Source organism: Pseudoxanthomonas beigongshangi (assembly GCF_016820515.1).
Lineage (GTDB): Bacteria > Pseudomonadota > Gammaproteobacteria > Xanthomonadales > Xanthomonadaceae > Pseudoxanthomonas_A > Pseudoxanthomonas_A beigongshangi.
The window spans coordinates 1-17,612 of the sequence record NZ_JADHDV010000041.1 but is presented as its reverse complement, the minus strand read 5'-3'; the positions used below and the strand labels follow the sequence as shown (position 1 = coordinate 17,612).

Sequence of the window (17,612 nt, the reverse complement as noted above, 5' to 3'; positions counted from 1 at the left end):
ATGTCTACGAAAGGCTGGCCGGTCCAGTTGTGAATCTGCAGTGCGAGAGAGTCGAAAGTTCTGGGGGGGTGAACCGGCGGTGCGCCAGCATCCAGGAGGGTAGGGGTAGTATGGGTTTTGAATTTTTGAAAGTTCCAACAATTTTGGTTCTGGTAAGTAGCGGATACGTCTGCGGATTGTCGGTACTGGTTGGAATTCGAATATCCAGCGTGCTCAAGTCGGAGAAGACACGCTCAGCGAAGAATGTATGGATTTTGGCAGGGATGATGAATGCCTTGCTTTGCGGGGCGGCACCTATTTTTCTGCTGGCTATCCTCGCTTTTTCTTACGAGGAAAAAGTTGCTCAGAGAGTATTATTTTTCTCTATGGCAGTCGTGGTGGGAATGGCCTCGGCATTTTATATTTCTTGGAATGAGCGCCATTGAGTAGACTGAAATTAGTAATTACTGCGAATGCTAGAAAAATAAGACAGGGACCAGTTTTTGAAAAGAATGGCGGGCTGGTCCCTGCAAACGATGGGGGCTTGGTGATCTTACAAATGCTGCTATAGCTCATGTTTTATTGTTTAGGTCTTGGGGGGTGTATGCGTGGCGTTGAGCTACACGGTCTGGAAATAGTGATTGTTTTTGTCGCCATCGCCTTGGTTATCTCATCATTCGGATTCAGGGTTTACCTGTTTCACAAGTTGAAGGGGGATGATTCTGTCCGAGATCTATTGGAAGATGCATCGGCGGTGGGATCGGACTTCCTGGTCCTGAAGTTTCTTCGTCGCTGGCGCTCGCTTTCGAGTGAGGCAAGGGGGGCGGTTCTAGTGTTCTCCGTCATGCAGATTTTTGGTGTATTTCTGTTGCTCTGTGTTGGTCTTCTCATGTTGGTAAGCCGCTTGTAGCGGGCGGTTAATCTAATGTATGTGGGGAACATGGGGCAGAATAAATCATTCCATGAAAGTCAGATCAGACAAACTTCTACAAAAAAAGCTTATTTATACGCTGAAATACTGATCTGAATCCTATTTCTAGCTCTTTTTTTGATGGAGCGTTCGATATTTAACATCTGTGTTGAGCTGGCGAGGGGATGGATGATGGGCGGGGTTGGCTTTATTTTGATACTTCTCGGATTTAGCTCATTTGCGCAAGAGCCTATTAGCATTGATGCTGCTCTTGATAAAATACACGGTGAGAAAGATATAAATACGCGAGTGTCGCATGCTCAGGACATCGCGAAAGCGATAGAAGTGCTCACTGAGGAAGATATTGACAGCTTATCCTGCCAGTCAATTGGAAAATTGGTTGATGCACTGGGGGTAGAGATACCGCCTGTTCGCGCTCAGTTGGCGCGTGTCGCCGGTGCAATAGGGCCTAGAGCAGGTGCTGCACTACCCGTGCTGAGAAAGGCATTGGATGATGAACTGTCGCCGCCGGGAATAGGCCCTTTCGAGCCATTGCCATCTTGGGACGACTCCAAGGTCTATCGTTCGGCGATAGAGAAAATAGAGGGTCCCGCGAAAGCTCAAGAAGGGTGTGGTTAGAACAGCGGATGGATATCCATTTGGCCGCCCGCTCGTTGTAGTAGAAGAACAACCCGAGTGCGGGTGGATGAGGCAGAGTTCGGGATGGCCATCTTTATGGACGTCTTGGACGAATACCGCACACGATAGCCCGAATCTCGAAGCGCGCGCTTTCAAGACATGGTGCGTTCGTTGCCCATAGAACGCGGGCGCTAGCAGCCCGCGTTTTTGTTACGCGTCGTTGGCCGATTCGACGTCCGGTTTTCCGGAATGCCAGCGGAGCTGGTCGAGGATGTGGCTGGCGTCGTGGGCGAGGCCGGCGAAGCAGTCGCTCAGGGGTTGCAGCGGGATGGGCAGGCTGTGGTGCTCGTCCTGGCGGAAGCGGGGACTGATGAGCAGGGACAGCAGTTTGAGGTGATCACGCAGCTGGATAAGATTCAGCTGGGTTTGTTCTTCCAACAGATAGACCATTCGAACACTGGTCATGGGACCTCCATTTCTTCGTTGAAGAATCCCGGCGCGCGTGATTGCGGCCGGGTGCCGGGAGGTCAGATACCGCACGTAGTCGGCTGGGCTATTTCCCATACGGGTCTTGCATTCACCCACCTCCCGGCATTGAAACGAGGTCGCCGGTTGCTATCCGGTGATGAAGAAAAGAGCCGCCGGATAACAGGGGTACTACCGCTACGTGGGGAGGTCTGAACTCCTGATGCAGGAGTCTGCCGATGTGGTTGGGCGGTGTCGACTAACTTTGAGCGTTTTGGCCTCAGTGTTTCTGGGCTCACTTTTTTATTCGCGTGACGATAGGCGTCCGTTGTGCTTGGCGAAGTGGCGAGTGGTGGTGGTCGGCGCCAAGAGCAAATCCCCCTCAGTCCCCCTTTTTCAAAGGGGGAGGCAGAGGTAGTCGTTTTTGCTGGGATGTTGGTTATCTTGAAGAACGCGTGGACTGCGTGCGTCACGGTAGCCTTCCCTGCGACGATGGTGTCACTGGGCGAAGCTCTGGCCGACTTCCGACTTCCGACTTCCGACTTCCGACTTCCGACTCCCGAATCCCGAATCCCGATTCCCGATTCCCGATTCCCGATTCCCGATTCCCGCCCCTCACCCCATCATCTTGAACAACGACAACTGCTGCATCTGCATGAACACGCTCTGCGCAGCCTGGAGGGCGGTGTTTTCCAGGTTGTAGCGGCCGATGGCCTCGGCCCAGTCGAGGTCGCGCAGGCTGGAGAGGGTGCCCTTGAGGGTGACGGCGTTGGCGTCGCGCAGTTCGGCGGCGCTGTCGATGGCCATCAGTTGGGCGCCGCCGCTGGCGCGGGCGTCGATCATGTGGCCCTGGGCGCTGGCGACGTCGCGCATGGCGGCCTGCAACTGGTTCTGCATGGCGGCGCGCTGGGCGTCGGTGGTGGGATTGGTTTCCAGCGCGCCGATCAGGTTCTGGATGGTGGCGAACACGTCGCGGGTGGCGGAGGGACCGATGTTGAATGCATCGCCAGTGTTGGGCTGGCCGTCGATCTTCACCTGCACGCCGGCGAAGGCGATGCTCTGGCCCTTGGTGTAGGTGCCGGTGGAAATCGGGGTGGGGCCTGCACCGTAGACCTCGTAGGTGGTCGGGCTGGTGAAGCGGATGCTGTACTGGCCGCCGTCGTAGGCGCTGGAGTCGGTGACGCTGAGATCCATCAGCAGGCCGGTGCCAGTGTTGGCGCCGGAGGCGGCGCCGTCGATGCGGCCGGTGCCGGTGCGCAGGCGCAGGAAGATTTCGCTGCCGGGCAGGGTGTCGGAGACGAAGGTGTCCGGCGCGACCTCGACCTGGCGCTGGGTCTGGTCGCCGCTGTAGATGACGCCGCCGGCCGCCAGCGCGAACGGGGCGCTGCCGTCGGCGGTGCCGCCGAACAGGTAGCGGCCGGTGCCGTCGGTGCTGTTGGCCAGATCCAGCAGGCCGTCATGGATGGATTTGAGTTCGGCGCTGATCGCCTTGCGGCTGTCGTCGCCGAGCGCGGCGTTGTTGGCCTGCACGGTCAGTTCGTGCACGCGCGCCATCGCGTCGCCAACCAGCTTGAGCGCGTTTTCCTGCAAGCCCAGGCGGTTCTGCAGGGTGCTGGCGTTGGCGGCGAAGCGTTCCAGTTCGGCCAGGGTGCGATCCAGGCCAACGGCATTGCCGGCGGCGACCGGATCGTCCTTGGCGCTGATCAGCTTCTGCCCGGAGGCGAGCTGCTGCTGGGTGTGGGCCAGCTTGGCCTGCTTGGCCAGCATCGTGGTGATCGACTGCTGGTACATCAGGCCGGTGGAGATGCGATTGTTCATCGGCGGGTCGCGCTCAGCAGGGACTGGAACAGGGTGTCGGCGGTGGAGATGATCTGCGCCGCGGCCTGGTAGGCCTGCTGCAGGCGCATCAGATCCGCCGCTTCCTCATCCAGGTTGACGCCGGAAATGGCATCGCGCGCGGCCTGCGCCTGATCCTGCAGCACCTGCTGTGCCTCGGCCGAGTAGTCGGCCTGGCGCGCGGCCGAGCCAACCGTGGTGGTCAGGCCGGAGATGGCGCCGTTGAGGGTGAGGGTGCCGCCGTTGAGCTTGCGCGCGTCGTCCAGGTTGGACAGCAGCTTGGCGTTGCCGTTGTCGCTGGAGTTGGCGCCGGTGGGGCCGAGGTTGAAGGCGTCGCCGGCGGCGGGCGCGCCGTCGAGGGTGACGCTCCAGCCGTTGTGGGTGATGGCCTGGCCGGGCGTGTAGGTGAACGGGCCGGCGCCGTCGATGGTGTACTGGTTGGCGTCGATGAATTCGATCACCGACGGTGCCAGCAGGTTCGGATCCGCCGGGTTGGTGATGGTGACCGCGCCCAGCTTGCCGGTGCCGGTGTTGGCCAGATCGGCCTTGGCCTTGACCGGGCTGGCGGCGGCGATCCGGCTGGGATCGCTGATGGCGAGCTTGATCGTGCCGGCCGCGCCCGCGGTGGGTTGCAGCAGGAAGCGATCGTTGGTGGCGGGCGTGCCGCTGGACAGCACCAGTTCCACGCCGTTGACCACCAGCGGATCGGCGGCGGTGCCGGTCCCGGTGACAGGGATGGCGGTGCCGGTGTCCGGATCGCTGGCGACCCAGTTGCCGCCGTCGAAGCGCAGCATCACGTTCTTGCCGTTGAGCGCGCCCAGATCGCCCAGTGACGGTTGCAGCACGGCGTTGCCGGTGTTGCCCGAGTGCGACGAGATCTGCGGCTGCGGCGCGGTGAAGAAATCCCCGCCCATCTGGCCGTACTGATCCATGCCGGCGCGATGGCCTTCGTTGAAGGTTTCGGCCAGCGACATGGCGATGCGACCGAGTTCGGCGATGGCAGGATCCAGCACGGTGGTGCGGAATTCCATCAGGCCGCCGATTTGGCCGCCGAGCGCGCGCTTGTCCAGGGTGACCCGCTGGCCGTTGGTTTCCAGCGCCACCTGCAGGCGCTCGGGCCGATAGGGATCGGCCACGGTCACCAGCGAACTGGCGGTGGCGCCGACCACCATCGGCTGGCCGCCGGCGGTGAACACGTTGATCTGGCCGCCGTCCTGCTGCACGGCGGTGCCGCCGGTGTAGCCGATCAGCTGGCTGATCAGCTGATCGCGGCGATCCAGCAGATCGCCCGAGGCATTGGCGCCGTTGCCGATGCGACCGTTGAGCTGGGCGATTTCCTTGGCCAGCCGGTTCACTTCACCCACGGCGGAGGTGAGGCCGCTGTTGACCTCGCCATCCACCTTGTCCAGTTGCTGATCGATCTGGTTGAAGCGGGTGACCAGCGCGTTGGCCTGGGACAGCACGCTCTGTCGATCGGCCGCGCCGGCGGCGCTGGAGGACAGCGCGCTGATCGAATCGAAGAAGCCCGACCACGGCGCGGCGATGCCGGTGGCCTTTTCCGAGAACAGGCTGTCCAGGCGGTTGGACAGCACCGACATCTGCTGCAGGCGGTTCAGTTCGCCGGTGCTGTCGAGCAGGCGCGCGGTGGCCAGCGAATCGGCCATGCGATGGACGTCGACGATCTGCACACCGCCGCCCTGGTAGCCGTAGCCGTGGAAGGTGCCGTTGCGCGCGGCGAACTCGGTGCGCTGGCGCGAGTAACCCGGCGTGTTGAGGTTGGCGACGTTGTGGCTGACCGTGGATAGCGCCCGCTGGAAGGCGAGCAGGGCGCTGGAACCGGTGGCGAGGAGGTTGGACATGGACTACTCCGTTCAGCGGCCCAGGAAGCGGCTGGCGAGCGCGTTGCCCACCGTGGCGCCAATCGCACCGCCGACGGTGTTGCCGACCGCGGAGATGACCTTGCCGAGGGTGGGGCCGGTGGCGATGCTGGCGATCTTCTTCGCATACGACGGATCCGTGGCGTAACCGGCCTGTTGCAGGCCACGCGCGAAACCGTGGATGTCCTTGCCGGCGGCCAGCGCCTTCTGGTAGCGCGGGTTGTTCTTCAGCAGGCGCACGTAGTCGGCGAAGCTTTCGGCCGGGGAGCTGTAGGCGCGGAAGTCGGCGGTCTCGTTCTGGCGCACGCCGTTGCGGTATTCGTGGGTGCCGGTGCGGGCGCGTTCGCCCTTCCAGCCGGTGGCCTTGATGCCGAACAGGTTGTGCGCGCTGCCGCCGTCGTTGCGCTGGATGACGCGCTTGCCCCAGCCGGTTTCCAGCGCGGCCTGGGCGACCAGGGCGCGCGGATCCACGCCCAGTTCCCTGGCGGCGCGCTGGGCGTGGTCCCAGATCTCGGCGACGAAGCGTTCGGGCGTGTTGCGGGCGTACTGCTGCGGATTGGCGCTGGCGACCTGTTCCACCTCGTCGCACGCGGCCTGGGCTTCCGGCGCGGTCAGCGCGGCCCAGTCGATGCGCGGCAGGCCCATCGCGGCGCCGGGATCGCCGGCTTCGGCGGACGACGCGCCGGACAGACCGGGCGCGCGCCCGGCGATCACGTCCAGCATCTGCTCGGCGCCGGACGGCATCATCTTACGGTACTGCGACAGCGCGGTGTTGACCGGCACCGGCGCGGTGTTCGTGTCGGTGGCGCCGAGCTGGCGCGCGATCATCGGCGCCAGTCCCATGCCCTTGCCCTGGGTCATCGCCTTGGCCAGCTGCTGGTCGTACATCTCGCGGAACATCTGGTTTTCGCCGGGGAACAGCGAGTCCCCGAAGCTGGCCTCGCGCATGCACTTGATCAGCATCTGCGCGAACTGGCCCTCGAATTTCTGCGCCACCTCGTGGATGCGCGCGTTGTCCGCCGCCGGGTTGGCGGTCGGGTTCAGCGGCAGGGTGGGTTGCAGGATGTTCATCAGATGATTTCCAGCTCCGCGCGCAGCGCGCCGGCCTGCTTGAGCGCTTCCAGGATGGCGATCAGATCGCCCGGCGCGGCGCCGACTTCGTTGACGGCGCGGACGATCTCGTCCAGCGAGGTGCCGCCCTCGAACTTGAACATGCGGTTGCCTTCGGCGGTGATCTGCACGTCGGATTGCGGGGTGACCACGGTCTGGCCGCCGCGATTGAAACTGTTGGGCTGGCTGACGTTGGCCGATTCGGTGATGGTGACGGTCAGCGAGCCGTGGGTGACCGCAGCCGGCATCACCTGCACCTGCGCGCCGATCACGACAGTGCCGGTGCGGGCGTTGACGATGACCTTGGCCGGCGCGCTGCCGGGGGTCAGTTCCAGGTTCTCGACCTGGGCCAGGAAGTTGACCCGGCTGCCGGCATCGGCCGGCGCGCGCACCGCCACGGTGACCGCATCGACCGCGTAGGCGGCGCCGGCGCCGAAGCGCTGGTCGAGCGCGGCGACCATGCGCGAGACGGTGGTGAAGTCGGCCTGGTGCAGGTTGAGGGTGACGCTGCCGCTGCCGTCGTTCATCGCGTTGGGCACCGCGCGTTCGACGATGGCGCCGTTGGGAATGCGGCCGACGCTGGGCACGTTGACCGAGACCTTGGAACCGTCGCGGCCCTGCGCGCCGAAACCGCCGACCACCAGGTTGCCCTGGGCGATGGCGTAGACCTCGCCGTCGGCGCCGCGCAGTGGGGCCATCAGCAGGCTGCCGCCGCGCAGCGAGGTGGCGTTGCCGATGGAGGAGACGGTGATGTCGATCGGCTGGCCGGGCTTGGCGAAGGCGGGCAGGTCGGCGTGGATGGCGACCGCGGCGACGTTCTTGAGCTGCGGATTGACGTTGGGCGGCACATTGACGCCCAGTTCGCCCAGCAGGTTCTTCAGGCTCTGCACGGTGAAGGGCGCCTGGCTGGTGCGATCGCCGCTGCCGTCCAGGCCCACCACCAGGCCGTAGCCGACCAGCGGGTTGCTGCGCACGCCGCCGACCTGGGCGAGATCCTTGATCCGCTCGGCGCGCGCCGACGGCGCCAGGCAGGCCAGCACCATCAGCCACCACAGCAGGGCGCCGATCGTGGTCCACGGATCGACGCGACGACGGTTGGGATCGCGCGGGTTGCGATGGAAGGGCAGGCGGATGGCCATCATGCGGCGCTCCCGGGTGACTCGTCAGTTCAGAGGGTTAATTGGGATAAATCGGCGAATTGAAGAAGCGCCCCAGCCAGCCCATCGAGTTGGACTGGGCGATGGCGCCGCGACCGCCGTAGGCGATGCGTGCCTCGCCGACCTTGCTGGACGGAATGCTGTTGTCCGGCGAAATGTCGGCCGGGCGCACGATGCCCTGGATCTGGACGAGCTCGTCGCCCTGGTTCAGGCGCATGTTCTTCTGGCCCTGCACCACCAGGTTGCCGTTGGGCAGGCGCTGGATGACGGTGACGGTCACGCTGCCCTGCAGGCGATTGCTCTGCGCGCTCTTGCCATTGCCGTTGAAGCCGCGATCACCCTTGACCGAGGCGCTCAGCAGATCGCGGCCGTTGTAGGTCAGCGGCGCGCCGGCGATGTTCGGCGCCGCCATGGTGACCTCGCTGGTCTTGTCGACCTGGGTGGTCGCGCTGGTCTGCGCGTTGGTGTTCTCGATCAGGTTGATCGTCAGCAGGTCGCCGACGTCGCGAGCGCGACGGTCGGAGTACAGGTTCAGGCCCGGGCCGGCGCGGTAGATCGCGCCGGAGGTGGGTTCGGCCTGCGCCGCCATCACCACCTGCACCGGCTGCATCGGCGCGAACGGGCGCACGTCGCCGAACGAGCGCGAACAGCCGGCCAGCGCGAAGACGCAGCAGGCGAGGGTGGCGGTGCGGGACAGGTGGGTCATGGCGGGCCTCAGACGTTGTTGTTCAGATAGCCGAGCATGGAGTCGGTGGTGGAGATGGCCTTGGCGTTCATTTCGTAGGCGCGCTGGGTTTCGATCATGCTGACCAGCTCTTCCACCACGTTGACGTTGGAACCTTCCAGCGAGCCCTGCACCAGGTTGCCCAGGCCATTGAGGCCGGGCGTGCCGTTCTGGGCGGGGCCGGAGGCGGTGGTTTCGACGTACAGGTTCTCGCCCTTGGCCTGCAGGCCGGATGGATTGACGAAGTCGGTGAGGGTGAGCGATCCGATTTCCACCGCCTGCGCCTCGCCGGCCATGGTCACGCTGACCGTGCCGTCGTTGCCGATGGTCATCGACTGCGCGCCTTCCGGCACCTGGATGCCGGGCTGCACGGCATAGCCGCTGTTGGTGACCAGTTCGCCCTGGGCGTTGATCTGGAACGAGCCATCACGGGTGTAGGCGGGCGTGCCGTCGGGCAGCATCACCTCGAAGAAACCGCGGCCGTTGACCATCACGTCCAGCGAGCGCCCGGTCTGCTGCGGATTGCCCTGCTGGAAATCCTTGGAGGTGGCGACCACGCGCACGCCGGTGCCCAGCTGCACGCCGGACGGCAACTGGGTCTGCTGCGAGGTCGAACCGCCGGGCTGGCGCAGCTGCTGGTACAGCAGATCCTCGAAGCTGGCGCGATCGCGCTTGAAGCCGGTGGTGTTGGTGTTGGCCAGGTTGTTGGAGACCACGGACATGCGCGTCTGCTGCGCATCGAGCCCGGTCTTGGCGACCCAGAGTGCCTGGTTCATGGCGTGGTCCTTTGAGCGATGGGATTGGGGATTCGGGATTGGGGATTCGACGTGGGCGTCGGATCCTTCTTCGCATGGGGAAGAGGCAAGGTCCGTGCCAACCCGGTGGTCGGGATTTCGACGCGGACAAGAACCGGGACGACGGCCACAAAGTCGCTGTTACCAATCCCGAATCCCGACTCCCCAATCACGGCCCCTAACCCCCCAGCCGCAGCAACTGATTCGACGATTGCGCCATGTCGTCGCCGGTGCGGATGACCTTGACCTGCATTTCGAACTGGCGCTGGAGCTGGATCATCTGCACCAGGGCGCCGGCGGCGTCGACGTTGCTGCCTTCGAGCACGCCGGTGGTCAGGCTGTTGCCCTGCGCCATCGGCGGGGGCGGCTGGGTGGGGTCGGCCGGACGCATCAGGCCGTCGGCGCCGCGCGCCAGTTGCGAGGCCGGCACGTCGACGATGCGCATGCGGGCGACCATCGCCATGGTCTGCGGGCCTTCGCCCTGCGGCACGATGGAAATGGTGCCGTCGGCGCCGAGATCGAAGGACTGCGCCGGCGGGATGGCGATCGGATTGCCGTTCTCATCGAGCACGGCGCGGCCCCCGTTGGTGACCAGCTGGCCGTTGGGGGTGACGCTGAGTTCGCCGTTGCGGGTATAGGCGGTGCCGCCGTCCGGCGCCTGCACGGCCAGCCAGCGGCCCGGTTGCAGCGAGACGTCCAGCGAACGGCCGGTGACCATCTGGGTGCCGGTGCGCGAATCGAAACCCGGATCCGTCAGCACCGCGTCCACGCGTGAGGGAAATCCCTGGCCGGGAATCTTGAACGCCTCGGTCGCGGCCAAGGCGGCTTTGAATCCCTTGGTGTCGACGTTGGCGAGGTTGTGCGACACCGCGCCTTGGGCCTGCAGCGAAGCGCGGGCACCGGTCATGGCGACGTAGAGGGCTTTGTCCATGGGCAGGGATTCGGGATTGGGGATTCGGGATTGGGAAGAGCGGGGAACGGAGCGGGATGGGGCGCGCTTTAGACGAATCCCCAATCCCGAATCCCCAATCCCCCCGTCATCAACGGATGTTGATGACGGTCTGCGTGATCTGATCCTGGGTGGACAGCATCTGCGAGTTGGCCTGGAAGTTGCGCTGGGCGACGATCATGTTGACCAGTTGTTCGGTCAGGTCGACGGTCGAGGCTTCCAGCGCGCCGGAGGCGACCTGGCCGAAGTCGGACGTGCCCGGCGCGCCGGTGCGCGGTTCACCCGAGGCGTAGCTGTGGGTCCAGGTGTTGTTGCCCTGCGAGACCAGGCCCTGCGGGTTGGTGAAGTTGGTCAGCGCGACCTGGCCGATGGCGCGGTCCACGCCGTTGGAGTAGCGCGCGAACACCACGCCTTCCGGCGACACGGTGAATTCGTTGAGCTTGCCGCTGGCGTAGCCGTCCTGCCGCTGATCCTTCTTGGCGAAGGCTTCGCCGTACTGGTTGGTGCCGGTGATGTCCAGGGTCATGTTGAGCACGCCGGCGCCGGTGGTCGGGGTGAACGGCGCCAGGGCGATGCGGCCGTTGGCCGGCAGGGTCAGCGCGCCGTTGTTGTCGAACTGCACGGTGGTGGCCGGACCCATCGAGGTGCCGTCGACGTAGACGTGGGCTTGCCATTCGTTCGGATTGGCGGTCTTCACGTAGTAGACCGACTGCTGGTGCGCCACGCCGAGCGAGTCGTACACGGTGACCGAGGTGGTCTCGTTGTAGCTGTTGCCGTCGTTGGGCGTGAACGGCGTGATGGTCGGCTGCGCGGCGTTGCCGGGCAGGGTGACGCCCAGGTTGACCAGGGTGGTCGGCGCCGGCGGGCTGTCGCTGGTCAGCAGTTGCAGGTCGACCAGGCGGCCGGTATCGAAACCGCTGCCGTCGGCGCGCGGCGGGAACACCTGCAGGCGGAAGCCGTCCGGGGTGGTGACGAAACCGTTGGGATCGCGCTGGAAGTTGCCGGCGCGGGTGTAGACGTTGGTGCCGTTGTTGCTGACCGTGAAGAAGCCTTCGCGGTCCACCGCCAGATCCAGGTAGCGGCCGGTCTGGTTGATGTCGCCCTGCGAGAACTGCTGGGCCACGTTGGTCAGACGCACGCCGGCGCCGATGCCGTTGCGCAGCAGGCCATAGCCGGTGGTGGAAAACACTTCGGCGAACTCGGCACGCGATTCCTTGAATCCGGTGGTGCCGACATTGGCGATGTTGTGCGAGGTGACGTTGAGGTCGGCGTTGGCCGCCTTCATGCCGGAGAGCGAACTGTTGAAAGCCATGGAAAACTCCTTAGCGGATGCCGGGTCGGAATGGCCCGTGGATGTCAGGGATCAGGAAGCCGACTTGCCGATGCGCAGCACGTAGTCGAGCGGAGCGGTGCCCAGGCCGGGCAGGTTGAGATACAGGCCGTCGGAACCGATGGTCACGCTTTCCACGGTGGAATCGACGTAGGTGTTGAGCTTGGTGGCCTTGCCGGTGTCGTCGGTGTGGGTGGCCTTGATCGCATACACGCCTTCCGGTGCGCGTTCGCCGTTGGCCTTCACGCCGTCCCAGGCGAACGCGGTCTCGCCCTTGGCGGCGTCGAGTTCGATGGTGTCCACGACCACGCCGCTGGCGTCGGTGATTTCCACCTTGAGCGTGCCGGTGGCGGGCGACATGACCAGGCCGGTGGCGCTGCCCTGCGCGCCGAGCGCGATCTTTTCCGACGGCACCAGCACGTCGTGGCCGACCAGCGAGGCGCCCTTGAGCACCTGGTCGCCGGTCAGGGCGGTGGTGAAGCCGTTGACGGTGGTGTTGAGTTCGCTGATGCCCTGCACGGTGGAGAACTGCGCGAGCTGGCCGATGAATTCGCTGTTGGACAGCGGCTTGAGCGGATCCTGGTGCTTGAGCTGCTCGGTCATCAGGCGCATGAACTCGGCCTGGCCCAGGCTTTCCTTCTTCTTGTTCGAACCGGTGCCGGTGGTGCTGTTGTTGATCGCGGCGAAGGGATCGCCATTCACGGCGGTGGTCATGCGGTTGCTCCGGTGGGCGGGACGCGTCAGCGGCCCATGGTCAGCGTGGCCAGCGCCAGTTCCTTGGCGGTGTTGAGGACTTCGACGCCGGCCTGGTAGCCACGCGAAGCGGAAATGAGGTTGACCATCTGCGCGACCGGATCCACGTCCGGCGCATAGACGTAGCCTTCGGCGTCGGCCATCGGGTGGCCGGGCTCGTAGCGCTTGATCGGCGGTGCTTCGCTCTGGGTGATCTCCTTGACCTGCACCGAGGTCAGCGAGCCGTCGGCGTTGAGCGGGCGGGCCTGGAAGATCGGTTCGATCGGCTTGTACACCGCCTCCGGCGAGGAGGCGATGGAGTCGGCGTTGGAGAGATTGCTGGCGATGGTGTTCAGGCGCACCGACTGCGCCTGCAGGGCCGAACCGGCGACGTCGAAGATCGGCAGGTTGCTCATGGCTTATTGCCCCGTGATGGCGGTGAGCATGGTGCGCACCTTGGATTCGATGAAACTCAGCGAGGCGCGGTACTCCAGCGCGGCGCGGCCGTAGGCGGCGCGCTCGGTGTCGGCGTCGACGGTGTTGCCGTCCAGGCTGGGCTGCACGCCCTGGCGTTCGTGGATCTGCGGGCCGAATTCCAGTCCGTTCAGATGGCGCCCGTCGGTGGTCTGCAACGGCGCGGCCTGGCGGGCGGCGGCGTTCTCCAGCACGGCCTGGAAGTTGAGATCCTTGGCCTTGTAGTTGGGGGTGTCCGCATTGCTGAGGTTGCTGGCGATCAACTGCATGCGCTGCTCGCGCAGCGGCAGGGCGGCGGCATGGACACCCAGGTAATCGCGGATGGGATTGGACATTGGCGGGCCCCGTTGGGAACGTTGCCCGGGTGGGTGCAAGGCTTGTGCCAGTCCGGGGGAGATGCTTCCCCCACTAAGTGCCGGTGCCATTCCTTCTCTTGGGGAACGATGGGCACCTTGTGGCTTTGCCTCCCCCTTTAAAAAAGGGGGACCGAGGGGGATTTGCTCTTCGCCGGTTCCTGGCACCGCGCGCAAATCCCCCGTCGCCCCGCTGGCGCGGGCCGCCCGCCCCCTTTTCCAAAGGGGGCTATCCCGAATCCCGAATCCCCAATCCCGGCGGCCAACCGGCCGCCGTCAGGCCGCCCGCTTCGTCGCCACCACCTGCTTCAGCCGGTTCAGCACGTAGTCCGCCAGCTCGTGCGGGCTGTACTTGGCGACAAAGGCGTTGGCGCCGACCCGTTCGACCATGGCATTGTTGAACACGCCCGAGAGCGAGGTGTGCAGAAGTACGTACAGACCGGCCAGGCCGGGGTGGCGACGGATTTCCGTCGTCAGGGTGTAGCCGTCCATGGCCGGCATTTCGATGTCGGAGATGACCATGGCGTAGCGCTCGGCCGGGTCCTCGCCGGCGGCGTGGATCTGCACGAGGTGGTCGAGCGCCTGCTTGCCGTCGGAAAGCAGGGTGGCGCTCACCCCCAACTGGTCCAGCACGCTGCGGATCTGCGAACGGGCCACCCGCGAGTCGTCCACCACCAGCACCTGCAACGGCGGGGCGTCGGCCGGCAGCGCCATTTCCGGCGCCAGCGGCGCGTCCATGCGCGCCTGCGAGATGTCGGCCAGCACGCTTTCCACGTCGATCACCTGGATCAGCTCGCCCTGGAAGCGGGTGACCGCGGTCAGGTAGCTGGCCTCCGCGCCGAGTTCGGGCGGCGGGTGGATGTCCTCGACCGCGATGTTGACGATGCGCTCGACGTCGCTGACCAGGAAGCCCTGCACCGATCGGTTGAACTCGGTGACCACCAGGTAGTTGGGCGCGCGCGCCGGATCCGGATCGCGCTCGGGATGGCCGATGCTCAGGCCCAGGTCCAGCACCGGAATCGAACGCCCGCGCACGTCGGCCGCGCCGGCGAACTCGGCGGGCAGGCCGGGCAGCTGGAACAGCGGCGGACGGCGCAGGACTTCCTGCACCTTGAACACGTTGACGCCAAAAAGCTGACGCCCGCCCAGGCGGAACAGCAACAGGGCGAGCCGGTTGTGGCCGGCCAGGCGGGTGCGCTGGTCGATGCGGTTGAGCAGATCCTGGGTCATGCAGGCATATCGGCCGGGTTGCGCACGGCTTGAGCGGTGCGGGGCGTCCGGCGGCAGGGAAGGGCTCGTCCTCGAGGGACGGCGGTCACGCAGACGATTTCGCCGACGCGCACCGCGGCAGGCGCGAGGACCGCCGGTTTCGGCACATCGCTTGCATTCCTTGTCGCCGATGAACCGATGGAGCCCGCTCATGCGACGACTCGTGCTGCTGCCCGCGCTGCTGGCGGCGTTTGCCGTGCCCGCCGCGGACTTCCAACCGGTGGACAGCATCCGCCAGGCCGCGATTGGCGCGATGGCGTCGGCCGGCGAGGCGGAAGCGACGCTGGACCCGAACCTGCGCCTGCCGCGTTGCGCCGCGCCGCTGGAAGCGCGGGTGCAGAACAGTGGTTCGGTCGAGGTCGGTTGCCCGCAGGGCTGGCGCCTGTTCGTGCCGGTGCGGGTACGCCGCAGCCAGACCGTGCTGGTGCTCAATCGCGGCATCGCGCCGGGGCAGGTGGTGACCGCCGATGCGTTTGTCGCCGAAACCCGTGACGGCGGCCGTATCGCCGCCGGCGCCTTGACCGACCCCGCCCAGGCCGTGGGCCAGGTGGCGCGGCGGATGTTGACCGCCGGCTCGGTGCTGGGAGCCAACGATCTGGTCGCGCCGCGATTGATCCGGCGCGGCGACAACGTGGCGCTGGTGTCGCGTCGCGGTGGCGTCGAGGTGCGGGTGGCCGGCAAGGCGCTGGCCGACGCCGGCGAGAACGAACGGGTGACGGTGGAAAACCTGTCCTCGCGCCGGGTGGTGCAGGGCGTGGTCGGCCCGGGCGGCGACGTCTGGGTGAGCCGTTGAGGAAAAAAATGGAATCGGCCCTAAAGTCCCCGGACGGGCGGCCGATACCGAGCTGGCAGGGAAGTACGCCTCGGGTGCGCTTCCGATAGAAAAATGTGGATTCCGTCACTAAAGCTTTGTCTTTGACGGCCGATATGCTGTTTGAACCCGCAACAGGTAGACCGACATGAGCCAGAAAATCGAAGGCAACGCGCCTTCTGCCATCCGCACCACCGGTCCGATCGGTGGCAAGGTGGCGGCGTCCGGCGCCGAACGTTCCCGGCCGGTGGAAGCCAGCGCGGGTGGCGACAGCCTGCGCCTGACCGGCGAAGCCACTGGTCTGCAGGCACTGCAGCGCGAGCTGTCCTCGGCCTCCGCGATGGATACCGCGCGGGTCCAGCAGGTCCGCGATGCGCTCCAGGCCGGTACGTACCGGATCAATGCCGAGGCGATCGCTGACGGCATGCTGAGCCTGGAACGCCAGCTCGGCCAATGAGCGCCGAACTGGAGACCCAGTTCGAGCGTCTGGCCTCGGCGCTGGCCGAGGAGCGCCGCGCGATCCTGGAACACGATGTCGAAGCCCTGGTGTGCTCGACCCGGGAGAAGCTGGCCTCGCTGCGCGAACTGGAAAACCGCATGCCCGCGGCCGCGCCCGCGCCGTTCGAGCAGCGGCTGCGCGAGCTGTCGGAGGCCAATCAGTCCAACGGCGCGCTGCTGGCGCGGCGTCGCCGCGAAGTGAACTGGGCACTGCGTCACCTTGGGCGCAGCGAAAGCAGCGGCGCCTACGACGCCAACGGACAGACCGAAGTCCTGCGCGGCAGCCGCCCGATCGCGGTGGCCTGAGGCGCGGTGCGCGCGGCTTGCCGCCGCCGCGACGCTTGCCGATACTGACGGCCCCTTTTTGCCGCAACTCCCTTTCGCGGGGTCATCCGTCGTGAGTGTTTCCTCCGCTTCCCGTCTTCCCGCGGACATCCCGTCCTTCGTCGACATCCAGGCGCTCACCGAGCTGATGGACGATGGCGTGCTGCTGTGCCGCGGCGATGACCGCGCGCTGCATGCCAATGCCTCCGCGCTGGCACTGCTGCCCGAGGGCGAGGAGCCGGAATCGTTGCAGGCCGTACTGGAGCTGGTGCCGGCCGAGGCGCGCCGCGCCGCCCGCGCGACGGGACGCTGGAACGGCGAACTGGCGCTGGAGGATGGCCGCATCCTGCAACTGCGCATCTACCATCACCACGCGCCCGGCGACGACGGCTACGCGCTGATCCTGTTCCACGACATCAGCGAAGGCCACGCGCGCCAGCAGGAGTTGCAGCGCCGGCACGCCCAGTTGCGGCAGACCCTGATCCGCCTGGCCGGTACCCAGGAGCAACTGGTGCAGTCGGAAAAGATGGCCTCCATCGGCCAACTGGCCGCTGGCGTGGCGCACGAGATCAACAATCCGATCGGCTACGTGCATTCCAACCTGGGATCGCTGCAGGAATACCTGCACAGCCTGTTCGCCCTGATCGAAATCTACGAGCGCGCCCTGCGCGCGCCGGATCCGAAGGCGCTGCTGCCGGAAATCGACGACATGCGCTCGCGCTTCGACATCGACTTCATCACCAGCGACCTGCCGCAGCTGATGTCGGAGTCGCGCGAGGGCATCGAGCGGGTGACCCAGATCGTGCGCAGCCTCAAGGACTTCTCCTACTCCGGGCGCGACGACTCGTGGAAGCTGGCGGATCTGCACCACGGCCTGGACTCGACTATCAACATCATCTGGAACGAGCTCAAGTACAAGGTCACCCTGGAAAAGCATTACGGCAAGCTGCCGCTGGTACAGTGCCTGCCGTCCGAGCTCAACCAGGTGTTCATGAACATCCTGCTCAATGCCGGCCACGCGATCGAGGAAAAGGGCCGCATCAGCGTCACCACCGGGCTGGCCGGCGAAGAGGCGTGGATCGAGATCGCCGATACCGGCAGCGGCATGCCCGAGAGCATCCTGCAGAACATCTTCGATCCCTTCTTCACCACCAAGCCGGTAGGCAGTGGCACCGGCCTGGGCCTGTCGATTTCCTACGGCATCGTGAAGAAGCACAACGGCCGCATCGAGGTGGACAGCAAGCCCGGTGAAGGTTCGCGTTTCCGCATCACCCTGCCGGTGCGGCAGCCGGTGAAGGACGCGGGCTGAGGTTCGCGTGGGGTTTGGCGAATGGCAAGGGCAGCCGAGCAGGCCCGGCTCTACGCATCGGTAGAGCGGAGC

General features: G+C 65.5%; 19 protein-coding genes. 6 read left to right on the top strand and 13 right to left on the bottom strand.

Going from position 1 to position 17,612, the window contains the following annotated elements; all coding sequences use genetic code 11:
- Together IQ458_RS18710 and IQ458_RS18705 are read left to right on the top strand one after the other, a co-directional pair.
- Window positions 1–425: hypothetical protein (locus IQ458_RS18710; RefSeq protein WP_235997004.1), on the top strand; the 425-nt coding region annotated here is incomplete at its 5' end.
- 605 nt (window positions 426–1,030) lie between these two features.
- Window positions 1,031–1,528, top strand: a complete 498-nt coding sequence (locus IQ458_RS18705; protein ID WP_203323764.1) for a hypothetical protein — start codon at window positions 1,031–1,033, stop codon at window positions 1,526–1,528.
- A gap of 210 nt (window positions 1,529–1,738) precedes the next feature.
- Here the strand turns inward: IQ458_RS18705 and IQ458_RS18700 are convergent, their stop codons facing one another.
- From IQ458_RS18700 to IQ458_RS18640, 13 genes are all read right to left on the bottom strand, one after another.
- The gene (locus IQ458_RS18700; RefSeq protein WP_203323763.1) at window positions 1,739–1,993 is read right to left on the bottom strand and encodes an XAC0095 family protein; all 255 of its coding nucleotides are present in this window, start codon (window positions 1,991–1,993) and stop codon (window positions 1,739–1,741) included.
- Window positions 1,994–2,608: 615 nt separating this feature from the next.
- Window positions 2,609–3,811 (bottom strand): flagellar hook-associated protein FlgL, encoded by a 1,203-nt coding sequence (flgL, locus tag IQ458_RS18695; protein ID WP_203323762.1) that lies wholly within the window; start codon window positions 3,809–3,811, stop codon window positions 2,609–2,611.
- The gene (gene flgK / locus IQ458_RS18690; protein WP_203323761.1) at window positions 3,808–5,688 is read right to left on the bottom strand and encodes a flagellar hook-associated protein FlgK; all 1,881 of its coding nucleotides are present in this window, start codon (window positions 5,686–5,688) and stop codon (window positions 3,808–3,810) included. Before flgK ends, flgL begins: the two co-directional genes overlap by 4 nt.
- Before the next feature lie 12 nt (window positions 5,689–5,700).
- Window positions 5,701–6,777: a flagellar assembly peptidoglycan hydrolase FlgJ gene (gene flgJ / locus IQ458_RS18685; RefSeq protein ID WP_235997002.1), complete on the bottom strand. Its 1,077-nt coding sequence runs from the start codon at window positions 6,775–6,777 to the stop codon at window positions 5,701–5,703.
- Window positions 6,777–7,859 (bottom strand): flagellar basal body P-ring protein FlgI, encoded by a 1,083-nt coding sequence (locus tag IQ458_RS18680; RefSeq protein WP_183641073.1) that lies wholly within the window; start codon window positions 7,857–7,859, stop codon window positions 6,777–6,779. The genes flgJ and IQ458_RS18680 overlap by 1 nt, the downstream gene beginning before the upstream one ends.
- Window positions 7,860–7,992: 133 nt before the next feature.
- Window positions 7,993–8,679 (bottom strand): flagellar basal body L-ring protein FlgH, encoded by a 687-nt coding sequence (gene flgH / locus IQ458_RS18675; protein WP_203323760.1) that lies wholly within the window; start codon window positions 8,677–8,679, stop codon window positions 7,993–7,995.
- An 8-nt stretch (window positions 8,680–8,687) separates the two neighbouring features.
- Complete coding sequence (gene flgG / locus IQ458_RS18670) at window positions 8,688–9,473, bottom strand: flagellar basal-body rod protein FlgG (protein WP_141452527.1); 786 nt, start codon at window positions 9,471–9,473, stop codon at window positions 8,688–8,690.
- Window positions 9,474–9,669: 196 nt separating this feature from the next.
- The gene (locus IQ458_RS18665) at window positions 9,670–10,422 is read right to left on the bottom strand and encodes a flagellar basal body rod protein FlgF (protein WP_183637047.1); all 753 of its coding nucleotides are present in this window, start codon (window positions 10,420–10,422) and stop codon (window positions 9,670–9,672) included.
- Window positions 10,423–10,531: 109 nt separating this feature from the next.
- Window positions 10,532–11,752 (bottom strand): flagellar hook protein FlgE, encoded by a 1,221-nt coding sequence (gene flgE / locus IQ458_RS18660; RefSeq protein WP_183637044.1) that lies wholly within the window; start codon window positions 11,750–11,752, stop codon window positions 10,532–10,534.
- A gap of 51 nt (window positions 11,753–11,803) precedes the next feature.
- Complete coding sequence (locus IQ458_RS18655) at window positions 11,804–12,484, bottom strand: flagellar hook capping FlgD N-terminal domain-containing protein (protein WP_183637041.1); 681 nt, start codon at window positions 12,482–12,484, stop codon at window positions 11,804–11,806.
- A 26-nt stretch (window positions 12,485–12,510) separates the two neighbouring features.
- Window positions 12,511–12,918: a flagellar basal body rod protein FlgC gene (gene flgC / locus IQ458_RS18650; RefSeq protein WP_141452531.1), complete on the bottom strand. Its 408-nt coding sequence runs from the start codon at window positions 12,916–12,918 to the stop codon at window positions 12,511–12,513.
- A gap of 3 nt (window positions 12,919–12,921) precedes the next feature.
- A complete protein-coding gene (gene flgB, locus IQ458_RS18645; protein ID WP_183637038.1) occupies window positions 12,922–13,311 on the bottom strand; it encodes a flagellar basal body rod protein FlgB in 390 nt (129 codons plus the stop codon).
- Between the two features lie 294 nt (window positions 13,312–13,605).
- Window positions 13,606–14,559 carry a chemotaxis protein gene (locus IQ458_RS18640; RefSeq protein ID WP_183637035.1) on the bottom strand — a complete coding sequence of 318 codons (954 nt, stop codon included), beginning with the start codon at window positions 14,557–14,559 and terminating at the stop codon, window positions 13,606–13,608.
- A 190-nt stretch (window positions 14,560–14,749) separates the two neighbouring features.
- Between IQ458_RS18640 and flgA the strand changes: the two genes are divergently transcribed.
- The 4 genes from flgA (at window position 14,750) to IQ458_RS18620 (ending at window position 17,540) form a co-directional block, all read left to right on the top strand.
- On the top strand, window positions 14,750–15,391 hold the full coding sequence (gene flgA, locus IQ458_RS18635; RefSeq protein ID WP_183637032.1) for a flagellar basal body P-ring formation chaperone FlgA: 642 nt from the start codon (window positions 14,750–14,752) through the stop codon (window positions 15,389–15,391).
- A 166-nt stretch (window positions 15,392–15,557) separates the two neighbouring features.
- Window positions 15,558–15,866, top strand: a complete 309-nt coding sequence (gene flgM, locus IQ458_RS18630) for a flagellar biosynthesis anti-sigma factor FlgM (protein WP_203323759.1) — start codon at window positions 15,558–15,560, stop codon at window positions 15,864–15,866.
- Window positions 15,863–16,213, top strand: a complete 351-nt coding sequence (locus IQ458_RS18625; RefSeq protein WP_203323758.1) for a flagellar protein FlgN — start codon at window positions 15,863–15,865, stop codon at window positions 16,211–16,213. The genes flgM and IQ458_RS18625 overlap by 4 nt, the downstream gene beginning before the upstream one ends.
- 166 nt (window positions 16,214–16,379) lie before the next feature.
- Window positions 16,380–17,540: an ATP-binding protein gene (locus tag IQ458_RS18620; RefSeq protein ID WP_183641071.1), complete on the top strand. Its 1,161-nt coding sequence runs from the start codon at window positions 16,380–16,382 to the stop codon at window positions 17,538–17,540.
- Window positions 17,541–17,612 lie beyond the last annotated feature (72 nt).